This window comes from Snodgrassella sp. B3800 (assembly GCF_026535865.1).
GTDB classification, from domain to species: Bacteria; Pseudomonadota; Gammaproteobacteria; order Burkholderiales; family Neisseriaceae; genus Snodgrassella; species Snodgrassella alvi_E.
Map to the genome: position 1 here is coordinate 18,174 of NZ_JAFNPH010000003.1, position 18,737 is coordinate 36,910.

The following is an 18,737-nucleotide window of genomic DNA, read 5'->3' on the forward strand; positions in this document are numbered from 1 at the left end:
TTTTACACAGCACTTTCATTTTTCTAAATATATGATTTTTATAAATTAAATATCAATGTCAACCTTATTTGATGCGTTATATCAAATAACAGTAAAAAATGATGCTTTATTCAACATACCAATCCCATATATAGTAAAAAAAGTGTCTATAAATAAAATTTAATACTAAATATAGTATTTTTAAGGTTTATACATCTTAACAGGCCCAATTGTTATACCGGAAAGATAAGCAGTAACTGCTGCCTGATGCTACCGGCAGCAGCAGAAGGACTATCAACATGAAACCTATTGTAATTAAGAGAGATGGTTGCCGCGTTCCCTTTGATGCGGCGCGAATTCAAGATGCCGTAGAGCGTGCCGCCTGTGCCGTGGACATTACCGACATTGCCTATTGCGCGCAGGTAGCTGCACAAGTGGGCAGCCTCATGGCTAACCGTGAATGTGTGGATATTCATGATATTCAGCAGGCAGTAGAAGACCAGTTAATGGCCGGTCAGTATAAAGAACTGGCACGAGCCTATATTGAATACCGTCATTCGCGCGATGTTGCGCGCGAATCTCGCGGACATCTCAATCGCGAAATTCAGGGTTTGGTAGAACAAACCAATTTCAGTCTGCTTAACGAAAATGCGAACAAAGACAGCAAGGTGATTCCCACCCAGCGCGACCTACTGGCTGGCATTGTGGCCAGACATTATGCTCAGCAACACCTGTTACCGCGCGATGTGGTATTAGCACATGAGCGGGGAGAAATTCATTATCACGATTTAGACTACGCACCGTTTTTTCCAATGTTCAACTGCATGTTGATAGATCTAAAAGGCATGCTGACCAACGGATTTAAAATGGGCAATGCTGAAATCGAACCTCCTAAATCTATTGCCACAGCTACCGCTGTTACCGCACAGATTATCGCGCAGGTGGCTAGCCACATTTACGGTGGCAGCACCATAAACCGGATTGATGAAGTGCTGGCACCTTTTGTCCGTACCAGCTACGACAAACACTTTGCCGTAGCTCAGGAATGGCAGATTGCCAATGCTGAAGACTACGCCCGTACTCGCACCGAAAAAGAATGCTACGACGCTTTTCAGTCACTGGAATACGAAGTCAACACCTTGCATACTGCTAATGGTCAGACTCCTTTTGTCACTTTCGGCTTTGGTCTGGGCACCAGCTGGGAAAGCCGGCTGATTCAAACCGCTATTCTGCGCAATCGATTAGCCGGACTGGGCAAAAATGGCAAAACGGCTGTCTTTCCAAAACTGGTTTTCAGTATTAAAGACGGCGTGAACCACAAAGCGTCAGACATTAACTACGACATCAAGCAACTGGCTCTCGAATGCGCCTCCAAACGTATGTATCCGGATATCCTGAACTACGAGCAGGTTGTAGCTGTGACTGGTTCCTTCAAAACGCCAATGGGCTGCCGCAGCTTCCTCAGTCGTTATGAAGAAAACGGTCAGGAAATTCATGAAGGACGAAATAATCTGGGCGTAATCAGCCTGAACCTGCCACGTATTGCCATCGAAGCCAAACACGATGAAGCACGGTTCTGGCAACTGCTGGAAGAGCGCCTGCAACTTTGCCGCAAAGCCCTGATGACCCGCATTGCCCGTTTTGAAAACGTCAAAGCACGAGTGGCACCGATTCTGTATATGGAAGGAGCCTGCGGCGTGCGTCTGCAAGCCGATGAACCCGTAGCACATATATTCAAAAATGGCCGTGCCTCCATTTCTCTGGGCTATATCGGCCTGCATGAAACCATCTATGCCCTCTACGGCAGCGATATCCATGTGTTTGACAGTGACAACCTGCGTCAGAAAGCCATAGCCATTGTCGAGAAACTGCGCCGTACTGCCGACCAGTGGAAAACTGAGACCGGCTATGGCTTCAGCCTTTACAGCACTCCGAGCGAAAACTTGTGTGACCGCTTCTGTCGTCTTGATACTGCTGAATTCGGCGTAATTGACGGTGTAACCGACAAAGGCTACTACACCAACAGCTTTCATCTAGATGTAGAAAAAAAAGTTAATCCGTACGACAAAATCGATTTCGAAGCACCCTACCCAAAAATGGCCAGTGGTGGCTTCATTTGTTACGGCGAATACCCTAATCTGCAACACAATCTCAAAGCATTAGAGGACGTATGGGATTACAGCTACCGTCATGTACCTTATTACGGCACCAATACGCCCATCGACGAATGTTATGAATGCGGTTTTAGTGGTGAATTTTCCTGTACCAGCAAAGGCTTTGTCTGCCCCAAATGCGGCAACCATGATCCGGCACGCGTATCCGTCACCCGACGTGTCTGCGGCTATCTCGGTAGCCCCGACGCCAGACCGTTTAACACCGGCAAACAGGAAGAAGTGAAAAGACGAGTCAAACATCTCGGCCAGCAGTGTGGTGCTCTGTAAACATGAATTACCATCAGTACTATCCGGTAGATGTCGTCAACGGTCCTGGTACGCGCTGCACCTTATTTGTTGCTGGCTGCGAACATAAATGCCGCGGCTGCTATAACGCAACCACATGGCGAACCGACTCCGGCAAGCCATTTGACCAGCAGTTGGAAGACCGCATCATCAGCGATCTTAACGACACACGTATTATCCGGCAGGGACTGTCACTCAGCGGTGGCGACCCACTGCATCCACATAACCTTAGCGCTATTTTGCATCTGGTGAAGCGAGTGCGGCAGGAAACAGAGCATAAAGACATCTGGCTTTGGACCGGCTATACACTGGCAGAACTATCAGTAGCGCAACAAGAGGTGGTAGCAGAAATAAACACCTTGGTTGATGGTAAATTCATAAAGGAACTGCGAGATCCAGCATTAATTTGGCGTGGAAGTAGCAACCAGCAGATTCATTATCTGCGCCCAGCGTGATTCTTAATTCAGCATCGTTGAGATGCGCATTATTCAGCGCATCTCAACGATGCTTTTAAACAAACACTACAAATAAATTCTATTAATAAACCATCAACTTAGCCTGCAATACCAGTTCCTCCCTGCCAAATGTAGCGGAAATTGGCATAAAATTTGCCTTCGCTGAATAAATTTTTGGGATAATTTACGCTTCATTTTGCTTACAATCGCGAATTTAACTCTACCATAGTGCTATTTCCCTCAATTGATACAGCACATATTTACCCAAATAAACCCTAGCCTACACCGTCTGCTTCTATGCTGTGTCTATAACCGACAACCGACCAGCAACAGAACCCAAACGGTTTTTACGCACTGACACGGACACCACCGATGAGCATAATTGATTTAACCGCCAAACGCGCTGAAACACAGGCCATGCTAGATACAGCAGAGCTGCTGTTTGACCGCAACACCTGTGAAGCGAAACTGGAACAGATGGCTGCGGACATCACAGCCGCACTCAGTGACAAATATCCACTGGTATTACCGGTAATGGGTGGCGCAGTAGTATTTACTGGGAAATTATTGCCATTGCTGCGTTTTCCATTGGATTTTGACTATATTCATATTTCACGTTATGGCGATAAACTGCAAGGTGGTAACTATCAGTGGCTGAGAGCACCACAAAACGCCGTAGTTGGACGCCATATACTGGTACTGGATGATATTCTTGATGAAGGGCATACACTAGCAGCCGTTAAAAAACAGATACTGGAAATGGGTGCAGCCAGCTGCGCCACCGCTGTATTTGCCAATAAACTGATTGATAAAGACAAGCCGATTACAGCTGATTTTGTCGGACTGGATGTCCCCAACCGTTACGTCTTTGGCTATGGCATGGATGCTGAAGGAAAATGGCGCAATCTAGATGAAATTTACGCGCTGGCAGAAAATTAGTAACTTTGTAGCAAACAAAAACTCTTCGTTATAATTTGCCACTATCTGGATATTAGAATTGGAAAATAAAATATTTTGGCTAAAAATATGGTAATAAAATATTAAGTACTAACAGCCACCAACTCAAATTTTAAAATCATCATTCTAATCTTTCCCTCAACTAATACCCGTAAATTCAAGCTACTATATTCAATTAGCTTATCAGGTCTGTGCCTGATAAGCTGCTTATAATATGTAAAATCTGGCCAGATATAAAATATAAAATCAGCAGCAATCTTTATCCTAAGCGCTAAAATTAATTCTACCGTAACAGCATGCCAATCAACTGTAAATCAATTACATGCAAAAACTTGAGCTAATAAAAAAATTCTGCAAGCTATCGCTTAAATCTAAGCGTATAGAAGATTCAATCTAATTATTAATAATTAATATATCCAATCAGCATTTACACAAGGAGTATCAAAATAAAAAACCAGTATGGATCATAAAGCCAATATAAAACTGCTCATAAAGTGAATTTTTTTATGCAGATTTAGATAAAAATTTTAATTTTAAATTTTTAGCATATTTCAGCTATATTTATATAATAACATTCACTATTATGCAAACAGCAATACATAATAATCAAATAATATAAATATTTATATTATTCATATTATTTTTTTACATTAGTCAGTCTGCTCAATCTATAATTACATTAATTAGTAAATCATAATATTTATTTAACACATTCTTGACAAATATAAATATCCGACAGTATGATGGCCGAGCCGTATTCAATAGTACGGCCAGCTCTGGAAGGCTGTTTTATCAGACAGATAAACCATTGAATTTTTGCAACAAATGGTTTTTTAAATCTGTATACCAAGTCATTGACATACCTTTTCCATGGTAGACAATGGCAGGGAGGCATTATGCCTGCCGGTTCTGATTAACGGTCTTCCAGCCTTGCCATTCTTCTGCCGCCACATGCGTCTGGAAGCGCAAAGCGGTGTTGGTAGAATAATCAGGAAAGGCAGTGTTAATGACTATTTTTTTGGCAGTAAACCGCCATCTGGAGGCGTATATGTTACGCCTGTTTCCGCCAGCGAAATTTATAATCGGCGGAATACAGGTTGTATTGGGATTTGCCATATCAATTGGCGTAAAAACAACACCTTTGGGTAAGATGAACCGGCAATTTTCAGCATTAGCCTAAAATACCCCAGAAAACCGATTATTTACCTAATGAAACCTGACAACGTAGCAAATTGAGTATTATAATCAATAATGAAGTAGTTAAATTTTAATAACACTAAATTTATTGTATAAAGTATATTTTTTTCATTACTACAATTTTATCCGATTGTAAAAAGGGGTTGAAAAAATGCTTCAGAAAAAAGCTTACCTATCTAATTTCGGATGATGCCAGCATAGCAATAAAATACTGAGCATCTTCTACCGATTAATGTTTATTTGTCTATGTTTCCTGGTTCTTTAGCTTTTAAGGGGCGGAACCAGGCTTTTTGCATTTTGGTACAACGTTATAATTTTAACATATCATCTGCATAATCCACAGTCATTTCAGTGCTTCATGGCTGCATGCCCCTCATCTCGCAACTGCAGAATTTTTCTGCCCTCGGTTTTGGCTTCAGCCAGTTTGCCGGCATTCACCAACTTACCAGTTTTATCAATTTCAGCAATCAACCTATCTATTTCAGACTGATAAACTTTCAGTTTCGGATTATTAGTTGGCGCCTTGGCCAGAGCGGATGGTTTTTGTGCCCGTGCAGCCACGGCCGCCGTACGCATATTAGCTAAAGCCTTACGTGCATCTGCAACGGTCTGAGCAGCATTGAATCGTGCATAGCTCATGGTAATCGCCCCCATATACATATTCACTTCATTCGCTTGTACAGTTACACTGGATACGGTCAGCGATAGACACAATATTCCTACTGACACGAAATCTTTTGTCTTCATTTGATTTTCCCATTATTACAATCATTGGTAGCATTGCATATGCAGCTACATACGCGGAACAACAGAGTAGCTTTATCCACTGTGGTGAATCAGGAAAGCGTACATCTCCTGACAAATTATTTTAACAAGTGCTCTTCTTGATACAGAATCGGCCTAAAATATCTTTTTTAATAGCGCTTACATACTTAGTATCTGAATCAGTTTGCGCAGAAAAACATCACAGCGACTAAGCTGCTCTAATTCAATATATTCGTTAGCCTTGTGTGCCACCGTAATACTGCCAGGACCACACACTACGGTATTGATACCACTATTTTGGAACTGCCCCCCCTCAGTAGCGTAAGCTACTTTAGCCTGTTGTTCAACATCCACAAGACCAGCAATCAGCTTATGCAGGTAATGATTATTTGCATCATTTAAAGGAGGAACATTTACGACATGGTTTAGTTTGATAGCAGCTTCCGGCGCCACTTTGCGCATAGCCGGCAAAAGTTGGGTCGAAATATATTGCCGGATAGGCTCAATTAGTTCGTCGACTGTCATATGTGGAAGATTACGGTAATCAAATTCAAAAGCACAGTAATCAGGTACAATATTAATAGCTGTACCACCACGAATTAGGCCAGTAGAAACAGTAGCAAACGGAACATCAAATGCATGATCCAAATCAGCACGTTGCTGCAATTGCTGAGCCAGCTGATTAATAAAGACAATTAAACGAGCGGCATACTCAATTGCGTTTACTCCATCCGGAGTCAGTGAAGAGTGAGCGTTTTTACCCTGTACCTCGCAGCAGAATGTATGAATTCCTTTATGTGCCACCACCATCTGCATCGATGTAGGTTCGCCAACAATACACGACTCAGGCTGTAGCCCCCTTCTCTCCAATTCTGCCAGCATCACCGGTGCACCCAAACATCCCACCTCCTCATCAAAAGACAAAGCAATATGCAAGGGTGCTTTCAGTCTCGCTGTCTGCATGGCAGGCACCACAGCAAGCACACTGGCAATAAAACCTTTCATGTCGCTGCTGCCTCTGCCATAAACACAGCCATCCCGCACATCGGCCACAAACGGGTCTGACTGCCAGTTCTGTCCATCCACCGGTACCACATCAGTATGGCCTGAAAATACCAATCCACCGGAAATACGACCATCTGTGGCAGGGATCGTTACAAACAGATTAGCCTTATCACCAGCAACATTTTGTGCCAGCCAAGGCGACAATTTCCGGCTTTCCAAATAATCTGCTACATAATTAATCAAGGCTAAATTACTCTGACGACTGGTGGTATCAAATGAAATGAGCTGACATAACCAGGAAAGGGTATCCACAAATAAATCTCCAAAGAATTTCCGGCTTAATAAGCCCCTATTTTATGCTTTTAACTTAGCATTGACATCAAACAATACACTGCTTGATGCTGATAATCGCTACAATATACCTTTACTGAAAGGCACCACACATGAAACAGCATTTTGATTTAGCAGGACATCCATATGTAGCTTTATGTGATTTACTCAAACTGACCGGACTGGCAGAAAGTGGAGGCCGAGCCAAACAAATGATTGCTGAAGGCCTGGTTCAACGTAATCAGCAGCCAGAGACACGTAAAACGGCCAAAATTATCGTCGGAGACTGTATCGGCGTGGGTAACACTGAAATCTACGTGATTAACACTCAGGTATGAATACGCTATCATCATTAACACCACCAGTACCACCGGAAGACTGGGAGTGCTGCAACAGCGATTGTGGCGAGGCCTGCGTCTGGCAGATTTATTATCGTGAAAAAGCCAACTATGAGGCACATCTGGCTCAACTCACCTCATCTTCTTGCGACCAATAATATTCATGAGTATTGATTTACATTGCCATTCAACCATTTCCGATGGGGTGCTGACTCCAGAAGAAGTCGTTCAACGTGCACATGCCAACGGTTGCACGATGCTGGCGCTGACTGACCACGACCACACCGGCGGACTGGCTGCAGCTCGTAAACAGGCAGAATTATGTGGCATCCAATTAATCAATGGCGTAGAAATTTCCGTAAGCTGGCGCGGGCGAACTATACACATCGTCGGCCTGAATATTGCACCTGAAGATGAGCTGTTGCAAACCTTGCTGCTGCGCCTACGCAGCGGCCGGCTACAACGATTACAGGCCATTGCCAATAAACTGGAAAAAAAAGGTATCAGGGGTGCCTATGAAGGCACACTGGCACAGGCCACTAATATTGACATGGTAACACGCACCCATATAGCTAATTTTCTGGTTAATAGCGGCCATGTAAATAAAAAAGCAGATGCTTTCCGCAAATATCTTGCCGATGGTAAATCGTGCAGTGTCCGTCATCAATGGGCAGAACTGACCGAGGTTGTTGCTGCCATTCGCCATGCAGGAGGCATTGCAGTGATAGCTCACCCCATGCGTTATGAACTTTCGGCCACGGCACGACGTAATCTGTTCAGTGAATTCAAAGCTTGTGGTGGAGTAGCTATAGAAGTACACAGTGGACGTTCCGGACTCAACGACCGTCTAAACTATGCCTTAATGGCACAACAATTCGGATTTTTGGCCAGCTGTGGCAGTGACTTTCATCGAGATGGTGATTTCGGCGGTGGCTTACTAGGCTGCTGCCCCGAATTACCACCTATCTGCGTACCAGTCTGGCATCATCTGACAGATTAACGGCATATGCGATTTAATTCAGACAAGTAAAATCTTATAGGCCTGGATCACCAAATGCATATTGACGGTTTTCTTAGTGCAAACACAGTTTATCAAGCATTGTGTTATTGCTGCAAAATACACTCGGTTTGCTGCCAGCCCAGAGGCACACAAACAATAATGCAAAATTGTTAAACCGTCTTCCCGCCTTTTATTCGAGGTCAATACAATTCAAATATTTGTATGCATAAAAACAGCGCATCATTCAACAAAGCAAATAAATTATACCGTTGGGCACCCTGACCATCATCAACGCATTACCTCAAACATAATAAAGCTACATTTCTAACGGATACTTGCATCATTTTTCTGATTATATTTCACAATCCATAGCAGTAATCACAAATAAGATAGCTGTTATACTGAGAGCATTTGGCTGGTTCAGCTAAACTCTTAATATAATCAACCCTGAGGATAAAGAATGAAATCTCGTGCCGCCGTGGCCTTCGCACCGGGTGAAGCATTAAAAATTGTAGAAGTTGATGTTGCACCGCCCAAAGCGGGAGAAGTTCTCGTCAGAATTACCCATACCGGTGTCTGTCATACCGATGCTTTTACTTTGTCAGGTGCCGATCCAGAGGGTGTATTTCCGACGATTTTAGGCCATGAAGGCGCCGGTATTGTGGTAGAAGTAGGTGCAGGGGTAACTTCGGTCAAACCAGGTGACCATGTAATTCCTCTTTATACAGCTGAGTGTGGCAAATGCTTGTTTTGCTGCTCAGGCAAAACCAATTTATGCACTGCTGTGCGCGCCACTCAGGGTAAAGGACTGATGCCAGATGGCACCACACGTTTTACCTATCAGGGTCATCCCATTTATCATTACATGGGCTGTTCTACATTTAGTGAATATACCGTTGTGGCGGAAGTTTCATTGGCCAAAATCAATCCAGCCGCCAGACCGGAAGAAGTGTGTCTGCTCGGCTGCGGCGTCACCACCGGCATTGGTGCGGTACACAACACGGCTAAAGTACAGGCAGGCGATAGTGTGGCCGTATTCGGGCTGGGCGGTATTGGATTGGCTGTGGTTCAAGGGGCACGGCTGGCTGGTGCTGGACGGATTATCGCCATTGATACCAATCCGGCCAAATTCACGCTAGCCAGACATTTCGGCGCTACCGAATGCATCAATCCTGATGATTATGAAGAGCCCATCCAGCAGGTTATTATCCGTCTCACCGAATGGGGTGTGGACCATAGCTTTGAATGCATCGGCAATGTGGACGTAATGCGAGCAGCACTAGAATGTGCTCATCGTGGCTGGGGGCAAAGTATTATCATCGGTGTAGCTGGTGCCGGACAGGAAATCGCCACACGCCCTTTTCAGCTGGTTACCGGACGTATTTGGAAAGGTTCTGCATTTGGCGGCGTGAAAGGACGATCACAACTTCCGCGTATGGTGGAAGAAGCCATGCAAGGCAAAATTGAGCTATCACCTTTCATTACCCATACCTTGCCACTAGCCGACATCAATCAGGCGTTTGAGCTAATGCACAGCGGAGAATCTATCCGCACCGTGATTTACTATTGAATCCACACCTTGCTATGGTTTCAATTTTAATCATAATACTGCGGTAAATCATATTCATCCAACGAGCAGAACGGATAAGCTACCATGACTGAAATCACACTGCTGAACAAACATAAACTTTTTAATGGCGAACAACGGCGCTACCAACATTACAGCCACTTCAACCACTGCAACATGACTTTTTCTATATATTTGCCATCACGTGCATTACAAGGGTACGCGCTGCCCGTAATCTATTGTCTTGCTGGCCTTACCTGCACTGATGAAAATTTTTCCATCAAAAGTGGTGCACAGCGTTTTGCTGCAGAGTGGGGCATCGTTCTGGTAATGCCCGATACTAGCCCACGCGGAGCAGAAGTTGCCAACGCCGATAGTTACAGTCTGGGACAGGGTGCCGGTTTCTACCTCAATGCCACTCAACAACCTTGGGCACAGCATTATCAAATGTACGATTATGTAGTCACAGAACTACCCGTACTTATCGAAAAGCATTTTCCTGTTACTAATCAGCGCAGCCTGTGTGGGCACAGCATGGGCGGCCATGGTGCATTAATGATTGCACTGAAAAATCCACAACGCTATCTTGCTGCATCAGCATTTGCTCCAATTGCCCATCCCATGAACTGTGCATGGGGACAAGAAGCATTTAGCACTTATCTGGGCAATAATCAGGCTGAATGGGCAGCTTACGACAGTACTGAGCTTATTCAGCTATACCCACCATCCTTACCCATTCTGATTGATCAAGGTAGTGTAGATGAATTTTACCCTGAACAATTACATCCTCAGGATTTCATAGTAGCAGCTAAAAGCAAAGGAACTGATATCCGTTATCACCTACGTGAACATTACGATCACAGTTATTATTTTGTCAGTACATTTATCGAAAGCCATATCAGCTTTCATGCTGAAGCATTCGGACTATAGGTCATCAGGCTTCAATCACAGATTCACGCGCAAAGGTTTTCTCACAATAATGACAGCGTAAACGGGTTTCGCCATGGCTCAACTGCACTGTAAAACGGCTTTGTACCGGTTCACCATGGCTGGCACAATTGCTGTTCGGACAGCAAAAAACCTCAGTAATGGCTTCTGGCAGTGTGAGCATGCGTTTACGCACTACTTTAAAATTTTCAATATCATTGACAGTTGCTCGAGGTGCAAACAAAGCCAGACGGTTAGCCGCTGCATCATCCAGAAAATGACCAGCTATTTTAATGATATCTTTGCTGCCACTGGACTGGCTACTCAGATTAAAACCCACTGTAACCGCATTACCGGAATGCAGCAACTTGAACTGGCGCAGAATATTCAGCCCCTGCCCTACCGGAATGTGATCAATTACCGTACCGTCTTTAATCGCCTCAATACTTAATCTGGTCTGATTCATCATTGCTTTAACCTCGTGCACTGTCCGCATCAGTTTCTTCATTCAAAATTGCTGCCAAAATCGCCTGACGCGCATACATACCATTATTCGCTTGCTGAAAATAATAAGCATGAATACTCTCATCGACATCCGCATGAATTTCATCTACCCGTGGTAAAGGATGCAGAATTCGCATATTCGGTTTTGCCTGCTTCAACATAGCCGCACAAAGACTAAAATGACCATTAATTCGTGCAAATTCTTGCTCATCAAACCGCTCCCGCTGTATGCGTGTCATATACACAATATCAGCCCAAGCCAGCGCTTCCTCAAGATTATCTGATGTGCGATAGACAACCCCGTCCTCGTCCAGCTGCTCACAGATATAATTTGGCATGGCCAGAGTGGGAGGAGATACAAAAATAAACTCACAGCCCCAGCGGCTCAGAGCCTGAGCCAGTGAGTGTACTGTGCGCCCATATTTCAAATCACCAACCATGGCAATCTTCAAATTCTGCAAGGTTCCCTGTGTTTCGTATATCGTCACTAAATCCAGTAAAGTTTGAGACGGATGCTGATTAGTACCATCACCAGCATTAATCACGGGAACATGAGCAAATTCACTAACAACACGTGCTGCACCGTCTTTAGGATGGCGCATAACGATTGCATCAGCATAATTACTGATAATTCGTGCCGTATCAGCCAAAGTTTCGCCCTTTTTGGCACTGGTATTGGCACCATCAGCAAAACCGATAACTTTTCCTCCCAGCCGTTGAATCGCCGTCTCAAACGACAACCGTGTTCGCGTAGAAGGCTCAAAAAAACACGAACCAATTAATCGTCCCTTCAACAACTCAGTCTGCGGCTGCCGCTTTAACTGCAACGCAAGCGTCAGTAAGAACTCCAGTTGCTCTGTGGATAAATCATTTATCGAAATAAAATGTTGGCGAAAAAGCGGATTAGCCATAATTTAACTTTCAGCATCTAACAACAGGCATAAAAAAACCCGCTTGGAAACGGGTATACATATGGTCATTAACTGTTCAAAAGCAACAACTGCTTCAGACACAACAATAAGCTGGCTGCAAATATTGTCATTATTCAGTTACTCCATATTAACTAAGTGAATTATCTCATAAACACTCCCACGGTAAAAGCCAGCCACTTTGAGTTACAATAAACAAATCATTGCCCATTTACTCCTGATTACATTGATTTACCATCAACTGGCACTGAACGTGCCCCTCTACCCACTGTTAACATACGCCCATCCAACCACCTTGCCGGCAGGAACAAGGGTAGCCGTACGCTTTCGCAACCGATTGGTAGCAGCCATAGTATGGGAAAGTGATATACAGCCGGAAATAGACCTTAGCAAAATACGACCCATTGAGAACATTTTATCGGATGGCTGGCAATTGCCCGCAGACTGGCGTGCACTACTTAGCTTTACTGCGCGCTATTATCATTATCCTCTTGGACAAGCCGTGATGGCGGCCCTACCCAAAGGTCTGCGTCAGCCTCAAGCCGTGCCATTACCGAAACAAGAACACATTTACAGCCTCAATGCCCTTGGACGCATCCAGCCAGCACCTCCGGCTCGTTATCATAAACAAAATGCATTATGGCAGAGACTATTAGCCGCTCCAGCCACTCTGCACCAGCTTAAAACCATACATACTCAGGCATCACAATATCTTAAACAGTGGCAACAACAAAACTGGATAGAAGCCAGTCACATACCGGCTTGTGGACCTGTACCGACCAGCCGGCATCAGCTCAATCAGCAACAGCAACTAGCCAGTGCAGAAGTACAAACCAGATGTGGACAATTTGCCCCATTTCTATTGTATGGCATTACTGGCAGTGGTAAAACCGAAGTCTATTTCGACATCATGGCCAATATAATGCAGCAAGGTAAACAGGTACTGTTTTTGCTGCCCGAAATCAACCTCACACCGCAGCTTATGCAACGGGTACGCCAGCGTTTTCCACATACAGTTACTACTATATTACACAGCCAGACCGCAGCCGGACAACGTACCACCAACTATCTTCAGGCAGCTCTGGGGCAGGCAGCTCTGGTTATCGGTACACGTCTGGCCATATTTACCCCCATGCCTAATCTAGGCCTGATTGTTGTCGACGAAGAGCACGATTATTCATTTAAACAAGAAAGCGAACTACGCTATCAGGCCCGTGACCTGGCTGTCTGGCGGGCGCGGCAGGCAGCTTGTCCAGTGGTACTGGGTAGTGCCACTCCGTCATTAGAAAGCTGGTATAAAACGCGGCACGGAGATTACCAATTACTGCAACTGAGCGAGCGGGCACACACCAACGCCCAATTGCCACAAATACATTTACTCGATATCCGCCGCTTACCACTGGATAATGGTATCAGCGATATCATCAAGCAAAAACTGCAAACCAATGTCGCTCGCGGTGGTTTAAGCATGGTTTACCTAAACCGAAGGGGTTTTGCCCCAGCTTTATTCTGCGATGCTTGCGGTCATACTTTCGGCTGCCCGAATTGCTCCGCCAAACTGGTTTTACATCAGCATGCAGGTCAGCTACGCTGCCATCATTGTGATTTTCACCAGCCCATACCCCCATCCTGCCCGGAATGTGGCAATCAGGACTTGACCGCCGTTGGACAAGGGACTCAGCGCATTGAAGAATACCTGCAGCATTTGCTCCCTAGTGCACGCATTCTGCGGGTAGACCGTGATAGCACAGCCCACCGACAAGACTGGTCGGAAATCTATCACACTATTATGCGTAAAGAAGTAGATGTACTGGTCGGCACCCAGATGCTGGCCAAAGGCCATGACTTTCCCCATCTCAATCTAGTGGTGGTTTTAAATGCAGACAACAGTCTCTATAGCGCTGATTTCCGTGCTCCTGAACGTTTATTTGCCGAATTAATGCAGGTAAGTGGCAGAGCCGGCAGAGCCGACTGCTCTGGTGAAGTATGGGTACAAACGCGTCAACCGGAACACAAAGTGTACCAAGCTTTGGCGGCACAGAATTATGTAACTTTCGCCACGGCAGAACTGGCAGAAAGACAAGAGCTGGGCATGCCGCCATTTAGTTATATAGCCGCCATCCGCGCAGACGCTCGCACCATGAACGAGGCGCAACAGCTTTTACGGCAAGCGCAACAAGGAATCGAGCAGCAGCATGCATTACCTGCCAATGTCAATGTCTTCGGTCCAGTACCGATGCTGATGGCCCGACTGGCTGGGTACGAACGCGCACAAGTATTTCTAGAAAGTAAAAACCGGCGCGACCTACACCACAGCATTTCATTATGGCAAAATTGGCTCCTGCATCTGGAAAAAAGCAACCCTCATACACGTTGGCTAATAGATGTCGACCCACTGGAAATGTAGCTATACTCCATATATATCTTTTCCTGAGAGTTTGCTCAAGGCTATTCATACCAGACATGCGTTTCAAGTATCGGAACAGCTAAACAGTCATTCTAATTTTCACAGTTACTCATAATTTACAAATATAATTATCAAAAAAACGGTCGCTAGCTAGAACAGCAAACGACCAGATTTATTCAAATAATTTGTTTAAGCGCGACCGGTCAGACCGTGCCATGCGCGCGAAAGCCAAGATTTCTGTTTTTTCTGACGCGTCACTTCATTACCATCATAACCAACTTGTGACTCTTTCGGAAATGCACCAAATGGTTTAACAGCATAATTTTCCAGTTTATAACCAGCATCCAGCGCCTCCTGATAATACTGATCAAACAATTCAACCAGATCCTTACGCGGATGAGGCAAAATATCACTGTCAAACCAATGTTTCTGACCAGCAGCGGTTAGACGCGGTATGGAGTATTTATGACTGAACTGCGTACCCATATCTGAATAATGCAAAATTTTCATCTGTTCTATCGGCATCCCTTCTCCATCGACACAATTCCAAGCAGCCTTATAAGCCTGTACCCATTCCGGATGTTGCTTAAACTTTGCCATCATTTTCTTATGCGAATCAGGGTCAGCACGCAAACTAGCCAGCTCAGGCAAAATCGATTTAGCTTTGGCGCAATCCCAGACACAAGTACACAATCGAGTAAATCGTTTACCCTTAGCATGATCATGTACTTCTTTAGCCGCAACAATCGCTTCGCCTTCAATCGGATGTGCCCACAATTCCGCTATATCAGCCAATACAATCATATCCGCATCCATATAAATGGCGCGTCCCTCAAAATTACAGGCGGCCGGGATCCCCCAGCGAAAACCGGAAAATGGCGTTGCCCACTTTTCTGTATGCCAGCCTGCACCCGTTTGTGGATCAGAATACCACGGACTTTTCGGATCATGACTTAACTGCATCCAGACGATTTCTACCGGCCGCGACGTGTGTTTGTGGATACTGTAATCCACCACCATCATCTGCTCCAGATCACAGTTATTTGGGTCACAACCCACAAAAACCTTAATAACATCGTTGCTCATGCATATACTCCCGATTTTGCTTACATTTTGAGAATAATTGTAATATTACAGCAAAAAATACCAAGGCAAATGATAAAAATAATCAAATAACACTTGATTTGGGGCAAATAATGCCACAACACTAGACTAAAATTTGCCACATCTGAATCATAACTCGCTACGAAATACTAACTTTCAGCCTACCCGAACCATACTTAACCAACATTATCAGCCACTGTCTTAAAAATATTATAAGACTCAAGCAACTTATCCATATCATAAATATAGCTGACTGCCATCACTTCATCCGGCTGCAAACGCAAGACATATCCTTCTAACTGCTGCCTAACTGTTTCTGGTGCGCCCAATAAAGTACAAGCGGTAAAATTTCGTACGTATGCTTCTTCTTCAGCTGTCCACAAACCATCCATAGACGGTACTGGCTGATGCAGCGCTTTCCGATTATTCCGAATCAGCCCCAGCACAGACTGCAACTGCGTCGTTTGTAAATAAAGAGCCTCATCATCAGTAGCAGCCGCCACCAGATTTAGACAGAGCATAAAAAAAGGTGCAGCCAGTTGAGCAGACGGCTGGAATCGCTCACGGTAAATAGCAGCTGCCTCATCCAGAAAACGCGGAGCAAAATGCGCCGCAAAGACATAAGGCAAACCCAGGCTGGCTGCAAGATATGCACTGTCAGTGCTAGAACCCAATATATATAAGGGAATATGAGTGCCCATACCCGGATAAGCCTTTACTAACCCCTGCTGTTGCTCATCACCTAGATAACGTTGCAACTGCACCACATCATCCGCAAATTTAAGCGAAACATCGTTCAACTGGCGCCTCAGAGCAGCAGCGGTTACTCTGTCTGTTCCAGGCGCTCGCCCCAGCCCTAGATCAACTCGGTGCGGATAAATTGTAGCTAGAGTGCCATATTGTTCAGCCACCAGCAACGGACTATGGTTAGGCAACATCACACCGCCACTGCCTACACGAATATGATGCGTATGGCTCAGCGTATGGCCGATCAATATCTGTGTTGCCGAACTGACCACCATCGGCATATTATGATGTTCAGCAATCCAGTAGCGTACAAACCCCAGCTGTTCGGCTACCTGTGCCAGACGCAACATATCCCGTATTGCCGAAGCTGCCGTACCATTGTCTCGACGCGGCACCAGATTCAAAATTGAAACAGGTATCGCCATTAAACTTCCCGTCTTTAAAATACACAACAGAGACTAAGTTATTCCGTTCTTCACCAAATTACAAATATATTCAATTCAAATACAAAAAAACCACTGCAGGAAACATGCAGCGGTTTAAAAAAACTGATAACAAATTATTCTGGCAGTAGTTCAATTTTACTAGGGTCCCGACCTTGCTGCTTCAACGATACCACTGAAGTAAACAGCATATCACTGGAAGAATTCAGAACAGTTTCGGCAGAATCCTGAATCTCGCTGATAACAAAGCCAATGGCCACAACCTGAGCTGCAATGGCTGGATCAATTCCGAACATGCTACACGCCACTGGAATCAGTAGTAATGAACCTCCCGGTACACCGGAAGCACCAAGTGCACATACTGTAGCCAAAATACTCAGCAATAATGTCTGAATAAAGCTTACATCCATACCCAAAGTATGCACAGTAGCCATCGTCATCGTCGTAATTGTAATAGCTGCACCATTCATACTCATCGTTACACCCAAAGGAATAGAAAGTGAGTATATTTCTTCGGGCAACTGCATACGCTGAGCCAGACGAATATTTACTGGAATATTGGCGGCCGAACTACGAGTAAAAAACGCCGTAATGCCACTATAACGCAGGCATGTAAATACCAGTGGATAAGGATTTTTACGGAAATTCAAAAACACAATCAGTGGATTGATTACCAAGGCCACAAATACCATCAAACCAAGTAATACTCCAATCAACTCAAGATAATTTTTTAATTTAGCCAGACCATCACTAGTAAAATGCGAAGCCACCAAACCTAGAACTCCGTAAGGGGCAATGGCCACCACCAGCCGTACCACCCAGATAGTTGCATCAGACCAGTTTTTAATTACCGATTTAGTTGCTTCACTACTGTGACGTAAAGCAATACCCAATGCCGTCGACCACGCTAAGATACTGAGGAAATTGCCAGTAGCCAATGCATCGATCGGATTATCCACAAACTTAAGGATAATATTCATCAGAATCTCAGCTACACCTTCGGGCGGTTTCTCGGAAGCCGGCGGCACATCCATCACCAAATGCAGTGGATACAAATAACTCACCGTTGAAGCCAGTATTGCAGAAATCAGCACCGTTATAGCATACAGCCAAGCCACCGACTTAATACTGGAAACATTATCAAACTTATTATTGACAATCGAAGATATCACCAGTACGAAAACCAGAATAGGTGCAGCAGCACGCAAAGCCTGAATGAATACCCTGCCAAGAAATTCCAGTTTAACCCCGTATTGCGGTAAAAAAGCCGCGATAAACGCGCCAATAATCATACACACTAACATGCGTACAATCAGATTACTCTTAAACAATATCCATAAAAGTTTCTTCATTTACAATCCTTAGTTACAGCCGGATAAAACATATGTAAAACAGATTAAAAACCATCCAGCCATGCATAAAAATTCATTACACCAAATCAAGTTTTTAAATCCATTTCCATCCACCTCCACAACAGCCTAAACTTAACAGAAAACCATTACAACTTAGCAGCTGGATAACAAGTTTAGCATTAAAATAGCCTGAACCTACGAATAAACATATAACAACCAAAATAGTTAAAAAACAGCAGCTCTTAATTAACTCAACTCAAATAGATCAAGCA

Annotated in this window: 17 protein-coding genes; 9 read left to right on the forward strand and 8 right to left on the reverse strand. The window is 44.5% G+C overall.

The window, feature by feature from the left end; genetic code table 11:
* Positions 1–278: 278 nt before the first annotated feature.
* The 3 genes from nrdD to J3U64_RS05670 all read left to right on the forward strand — a co-directional run bounded on the left by nrdD (position 279) and on the right by J3U64_RS05670 (position 3,832).
* Positions 279–2,420: an anaerobic ribonucleoside-triphosphate reductase gene (gene nrdD / locus J3U64_RS05660; protein WP_267408587.1), complete on the forward strand. Its 2,142-nt coding sequence runs from the start codon at positions 279–281 to the stop codon at positions 2,418–2,420.
* Positions 2,421–2,422: 2 nt separating this feature from the next.
* Complete coding sequence (gene nrdG, locus J3U64_RS05665; RefSeq protein WP_267408588.1) at positions 2,423–2,893, forward strand: anaerobic ribonucleoside-triphosphate reductase-activating protein; 471 nt, start codon at positions 2,423–2,425, stop codon at positions 2,891–2,893.
* Positions 2,894–3,265: 372 nt separating this feature from the next.
* Entirely contained in the window at positions 3,266–3,832 is a 567-nt protein-coding gene (locus tag J3U64_RS05670) for a hypoxanthine-guanine phosphoribosyltransferase (RefSeq protein WP_370386743.1), read from the forward strand.
* Positions 3,833–4,744: 912 nt separating this feature from the next.
* On the opposite strand, the gene J3U64_RS05675 is transcribed toward J3U64_RS05670, so the two are convergent.
* The 3 genes from J3U64_RS05675 to argE form a co-directional block, all read right to left on the reverse strand.
* Positions 4,745–4,966 carry a hypothetical protein gene (locus J3U64_RS05675; RefSeq protein ID WP_267408589.1) on the reverse strand — a complete coding sequence of 74 codons (222 nt, stop codon included), beginning with the start codon at positions 4,964–4,966 and terminating at the stop codon, positions 4,745–4,747.
* Between the two features lie 429 nt (positions 4,967–5,395).
* Complete coding sequence (locus tag J3U64_RS05680; RefSeq protein WP_267408590.1) at positions 5,396–5,794, reverse strand: cytochrome b562; 399 nt, start codon at positions 5,792–5,794, stop codon at positions 5,396–5,398.
* Between the two features lie 177 nt (positions 5,795–5,971).
* Positions 5,972–7,129, reverse strand: coding sequence for an acetylornithine deacetylase (argE, locus tag J3U64_RS05685; RefSeq protein ID WP_267408591.1), 1,158 nt, complete (start codon positions 7,127–7,129; stop codon positions 5,972–5,974).
* A gap of 131 nt (positions 7,130–7,260) precedes the next feature.
* On the opposite strand from argE, the gene J3U64_RS05690 reads away from it, so the two are divergent.
* From J3U64_RS05690 to fghA, 5 genes are all read left to right on the forward strand, one after another.
* Positions 7,261–7,485, forward strand: a complete 225-nt coding sequence (locus J3U64_RS05690) for an RNA-binding S4 domain-containing protein (RefSeq protein ID WP_267408592.1) — start codon at positions 7,261–7,263, stop codon at positions 7,483–7,485.
* On the forward strand, positions 7,482–7,643 hold the full coding sequence (locus tag J3U64_RS05695; protein ID WP_100141167.1) for an oxidoreductase-like domain-containing protein: 162 nt from the start codon (positions 7,482–7,484) through the stop codon (positions 7,641–7,643). The genes J3U64_RS05690 and J3U64_RS05695 overlap by 4 nt, the downstream gene beginning before the upstream one ends.
* Positions 7,644–7,648: 5 nt before the next feature.
* The gene (locus J3U64_RS05700) at positions 7,649–8,485 is read left to right on the forward strand and encodes a PHP domain-containing protein (protein WP_267408593.1); all 837 of its coding nucleotides are present in this window, start codon (positions 7,649–7,651) and stop codon (positions 8,483–8,485) included.
* A 460-nt stretch (positions 8,486–8,945) separates the two neighbouring features.
* Entirely contained in the window at positions 8,946–10,055 is a 1,110-nt protein-coding gene (locus J3U64_RS05705) for an S-(hydroxymethyl)glutathione dehydrogenase/class III alcohol dehydrogenase (RefSeq protein WP_267408594.1), read from the forward strand.
* 84 nt (positions 10,056–10,139) lie between these two features.
* Entirely contained in the window at positions 10,140–10,982 is an 843-nt protein-coding gene (fghA, locus tag J3U64_RS05710) for an S-formylglutathione hydrolase (protein WP_323811396.1), read from the forward strand.
* A 4-nt stretch (positions 10,983–10,986) separates the two neighbouring features.
* Here fghA and pyrI read toward each other — a convergent pair whose 3' ends face one another.
* Both pyrI and pyrB read right to left on the reverse strand, forming a co-directional pair.
* On the reverse strand, positions 10,987–11,445 hold the full coding sequence (gene pyrI, locus J3U64_RS05715; RefSeq protein ID WP_267408716.1) for an aspartate carbamoyltransferase regulatory subunit: 459 nt from the start codon (positions 11,443–11,445) through the stop codon (positions 10,987–10,989).
* 7 nt (positions 11,446–11,452) lie between these two features.
* Positions 11,453–12,394 (reverse strand): aspartate carbamoyltransferase, encoded by a 942-nt coding sequence (pyrB, locus tag J3U64_RS05720; protein WP_267408595.1) that lies wholly within the window; start codon positions 12,392–12,394, stop codon positions 11,453–11,455.
* A 244-nt stretch (positions 12,395–12,638) separates the two neighbouring features.
* On the opposite strand from pyrB, the gene J3U64_RS05725 reads away from it, so the two are divergent.
* Positions 12,639–14,819, forward strand: coding sequence for a primosomal protein N' (locus J3U64_RS05725; protein ID WP_267408717.1), 2,181 nt, complete (start codon positions 12,639–12,641; stop codon positions 14,817–14,819).
* A gap of 189 nt (positions 14,820–15,008) precedes the next feature.
* Here J3U64_RS05725 and J3U64_RS05730 read toward each other — a convergent pair whose 3' ends face one another.
* The 3 genes from J3U64_RS05730 to sstT form a co-directional block, all read right to left on the reverse strand.
* The gene (locus J3U64_RS05730; protein WP_267408596.1) at positions 15,009–15,905 is read right to left on the reverse strand and encodes a glycosyl transferase; all 897 of its coding nucleotides are present in this window, start codon (positions 15,903–15,905) and stop codon (positions 15,009–15,011) included.
* Positions 15,906–16,099: 194 nt separating this feature from the next.
* On the reverse strand, positions 16,100–17,095 hold the full coding sequence (locus J3U64_RS05735; RefSeq protein WP_267408597.1) for an LLM class flavin-dependent oxidoreductase: 996 nt from the start codon (positions 17,093–17,095) through the stop codon (positions 16,100–16,102).
* A 134-nt stretch (positions 17,096–17,229) separates the two neighbouring features.
* On the reverse strand, positions 17,230–18,465 hold the full coding sequence (sstT, locus tag J3U64_RS05740) for a serine/threonine transporter SstT (RefSeq protein WP_267390827.1): 1,236 nt from the start codon (positions 18,463–18,465) through the stop codon (positions 17,230–17,232).
* Positions 18,466–18,737: the final 272 nt, after the last annotated feature.

Coding starts and splice junctions, on each gene's coding strand:
- nrdD (WP_267408587.1), top strand. CDS start 279: ATGAAACCTATTGTAATTAAGAGAGATGGTTGCCGCGTTCCCTTTGAT.
- J3U64_RS05690 (WP_267408592.1), top strand. CDS start 7,261: ATGAAACAGCATTTTGATTTAGCAGGACATCCATATGTAGCTTTATGT.
- nrdG (WP_267408588.1), top strand. CDS start 2,423: ATGAATTACCATCAGTACTATCCGGTAGATGTCGTCAACGGTCCTGGT.
- J3U64_RS05670 (WP_370386743.1), top strand. CDS start 3,266: ATGAGCATAATTGATTTAACCGCCAAACGCGCTGAAACACAGGCCATG.
- J3U64_RS05680 (WP_267408590.1), bottom strand. CDS start 5,794: ATGAAGACAAAAGATTTCGTGTCAGTAGGAATATTGTGTCTATCGCTG.
- J3U64_RS05735 (WP_267408597.1), bottom strand. CDS start 17,095: ATGGCGATACCTGTTTCAATTTTGAATCTGGTGCCGCGTCGAGACAAT.
- J3U64_RS05675 (WP_267408589.1), bottom strand. CDS start 4,966: ATGGCAAATCCCAATACAACCTGTATTCCGCCGATTATAAATTTCGCT.
- J3U64_RS05730 (WP_267408596.1), bottom strand. CDS start 15,905: ATGAGCAACGATGTTATTAAGGTTTTTGTGGGTTGTGACCCAAATAAC.
- J3U64_RS05695 (WP_100141167.1), top strand. CDS start 7,482: ATGAATACGCTATCATCATTAACACCACCAGTACCACCGGAAGACTGG.
- J3U64_RS05700 (WP_267408593.1), top strand. CDS start 7,649: ATGAGTATTGATTTACATTGCCATTCAACCATTTCCGATGGGGTGCTG.
- fghA (WP_323811396.1), top strand. CDS start 10,140: ATGACTGAAATCACACTGCTGAACAAACATAAACTTTTTAATGGCGAA.
- J3U64_RS05705 (WP_267408594.1), top strand. CDS start 8,946: ATGAAATCTCGTGCCGCCGTGGCCTTCGCACCGGGTGAAGCATTAAAA.
- pyrB (WP_267408595.1), bottom strand. CDS start 12,394: ATGGCTAATCCGCTTTTTCGCCAACATTTTATTTCGATAAATGATTTA.
- sstT (WP_267390827.1), bottom strand. CDS start 18,465: ATGAAGAAACTTTTATGGATATTGTTTAAGAGTAATCTGATTGTACGC.
- pyrI (WP_267408716.1), bottom strand. CDS start 11,445: ATGAATCAGACCAGATTAAGTATTGAGGCGATTAAAGACGGTACGGTA.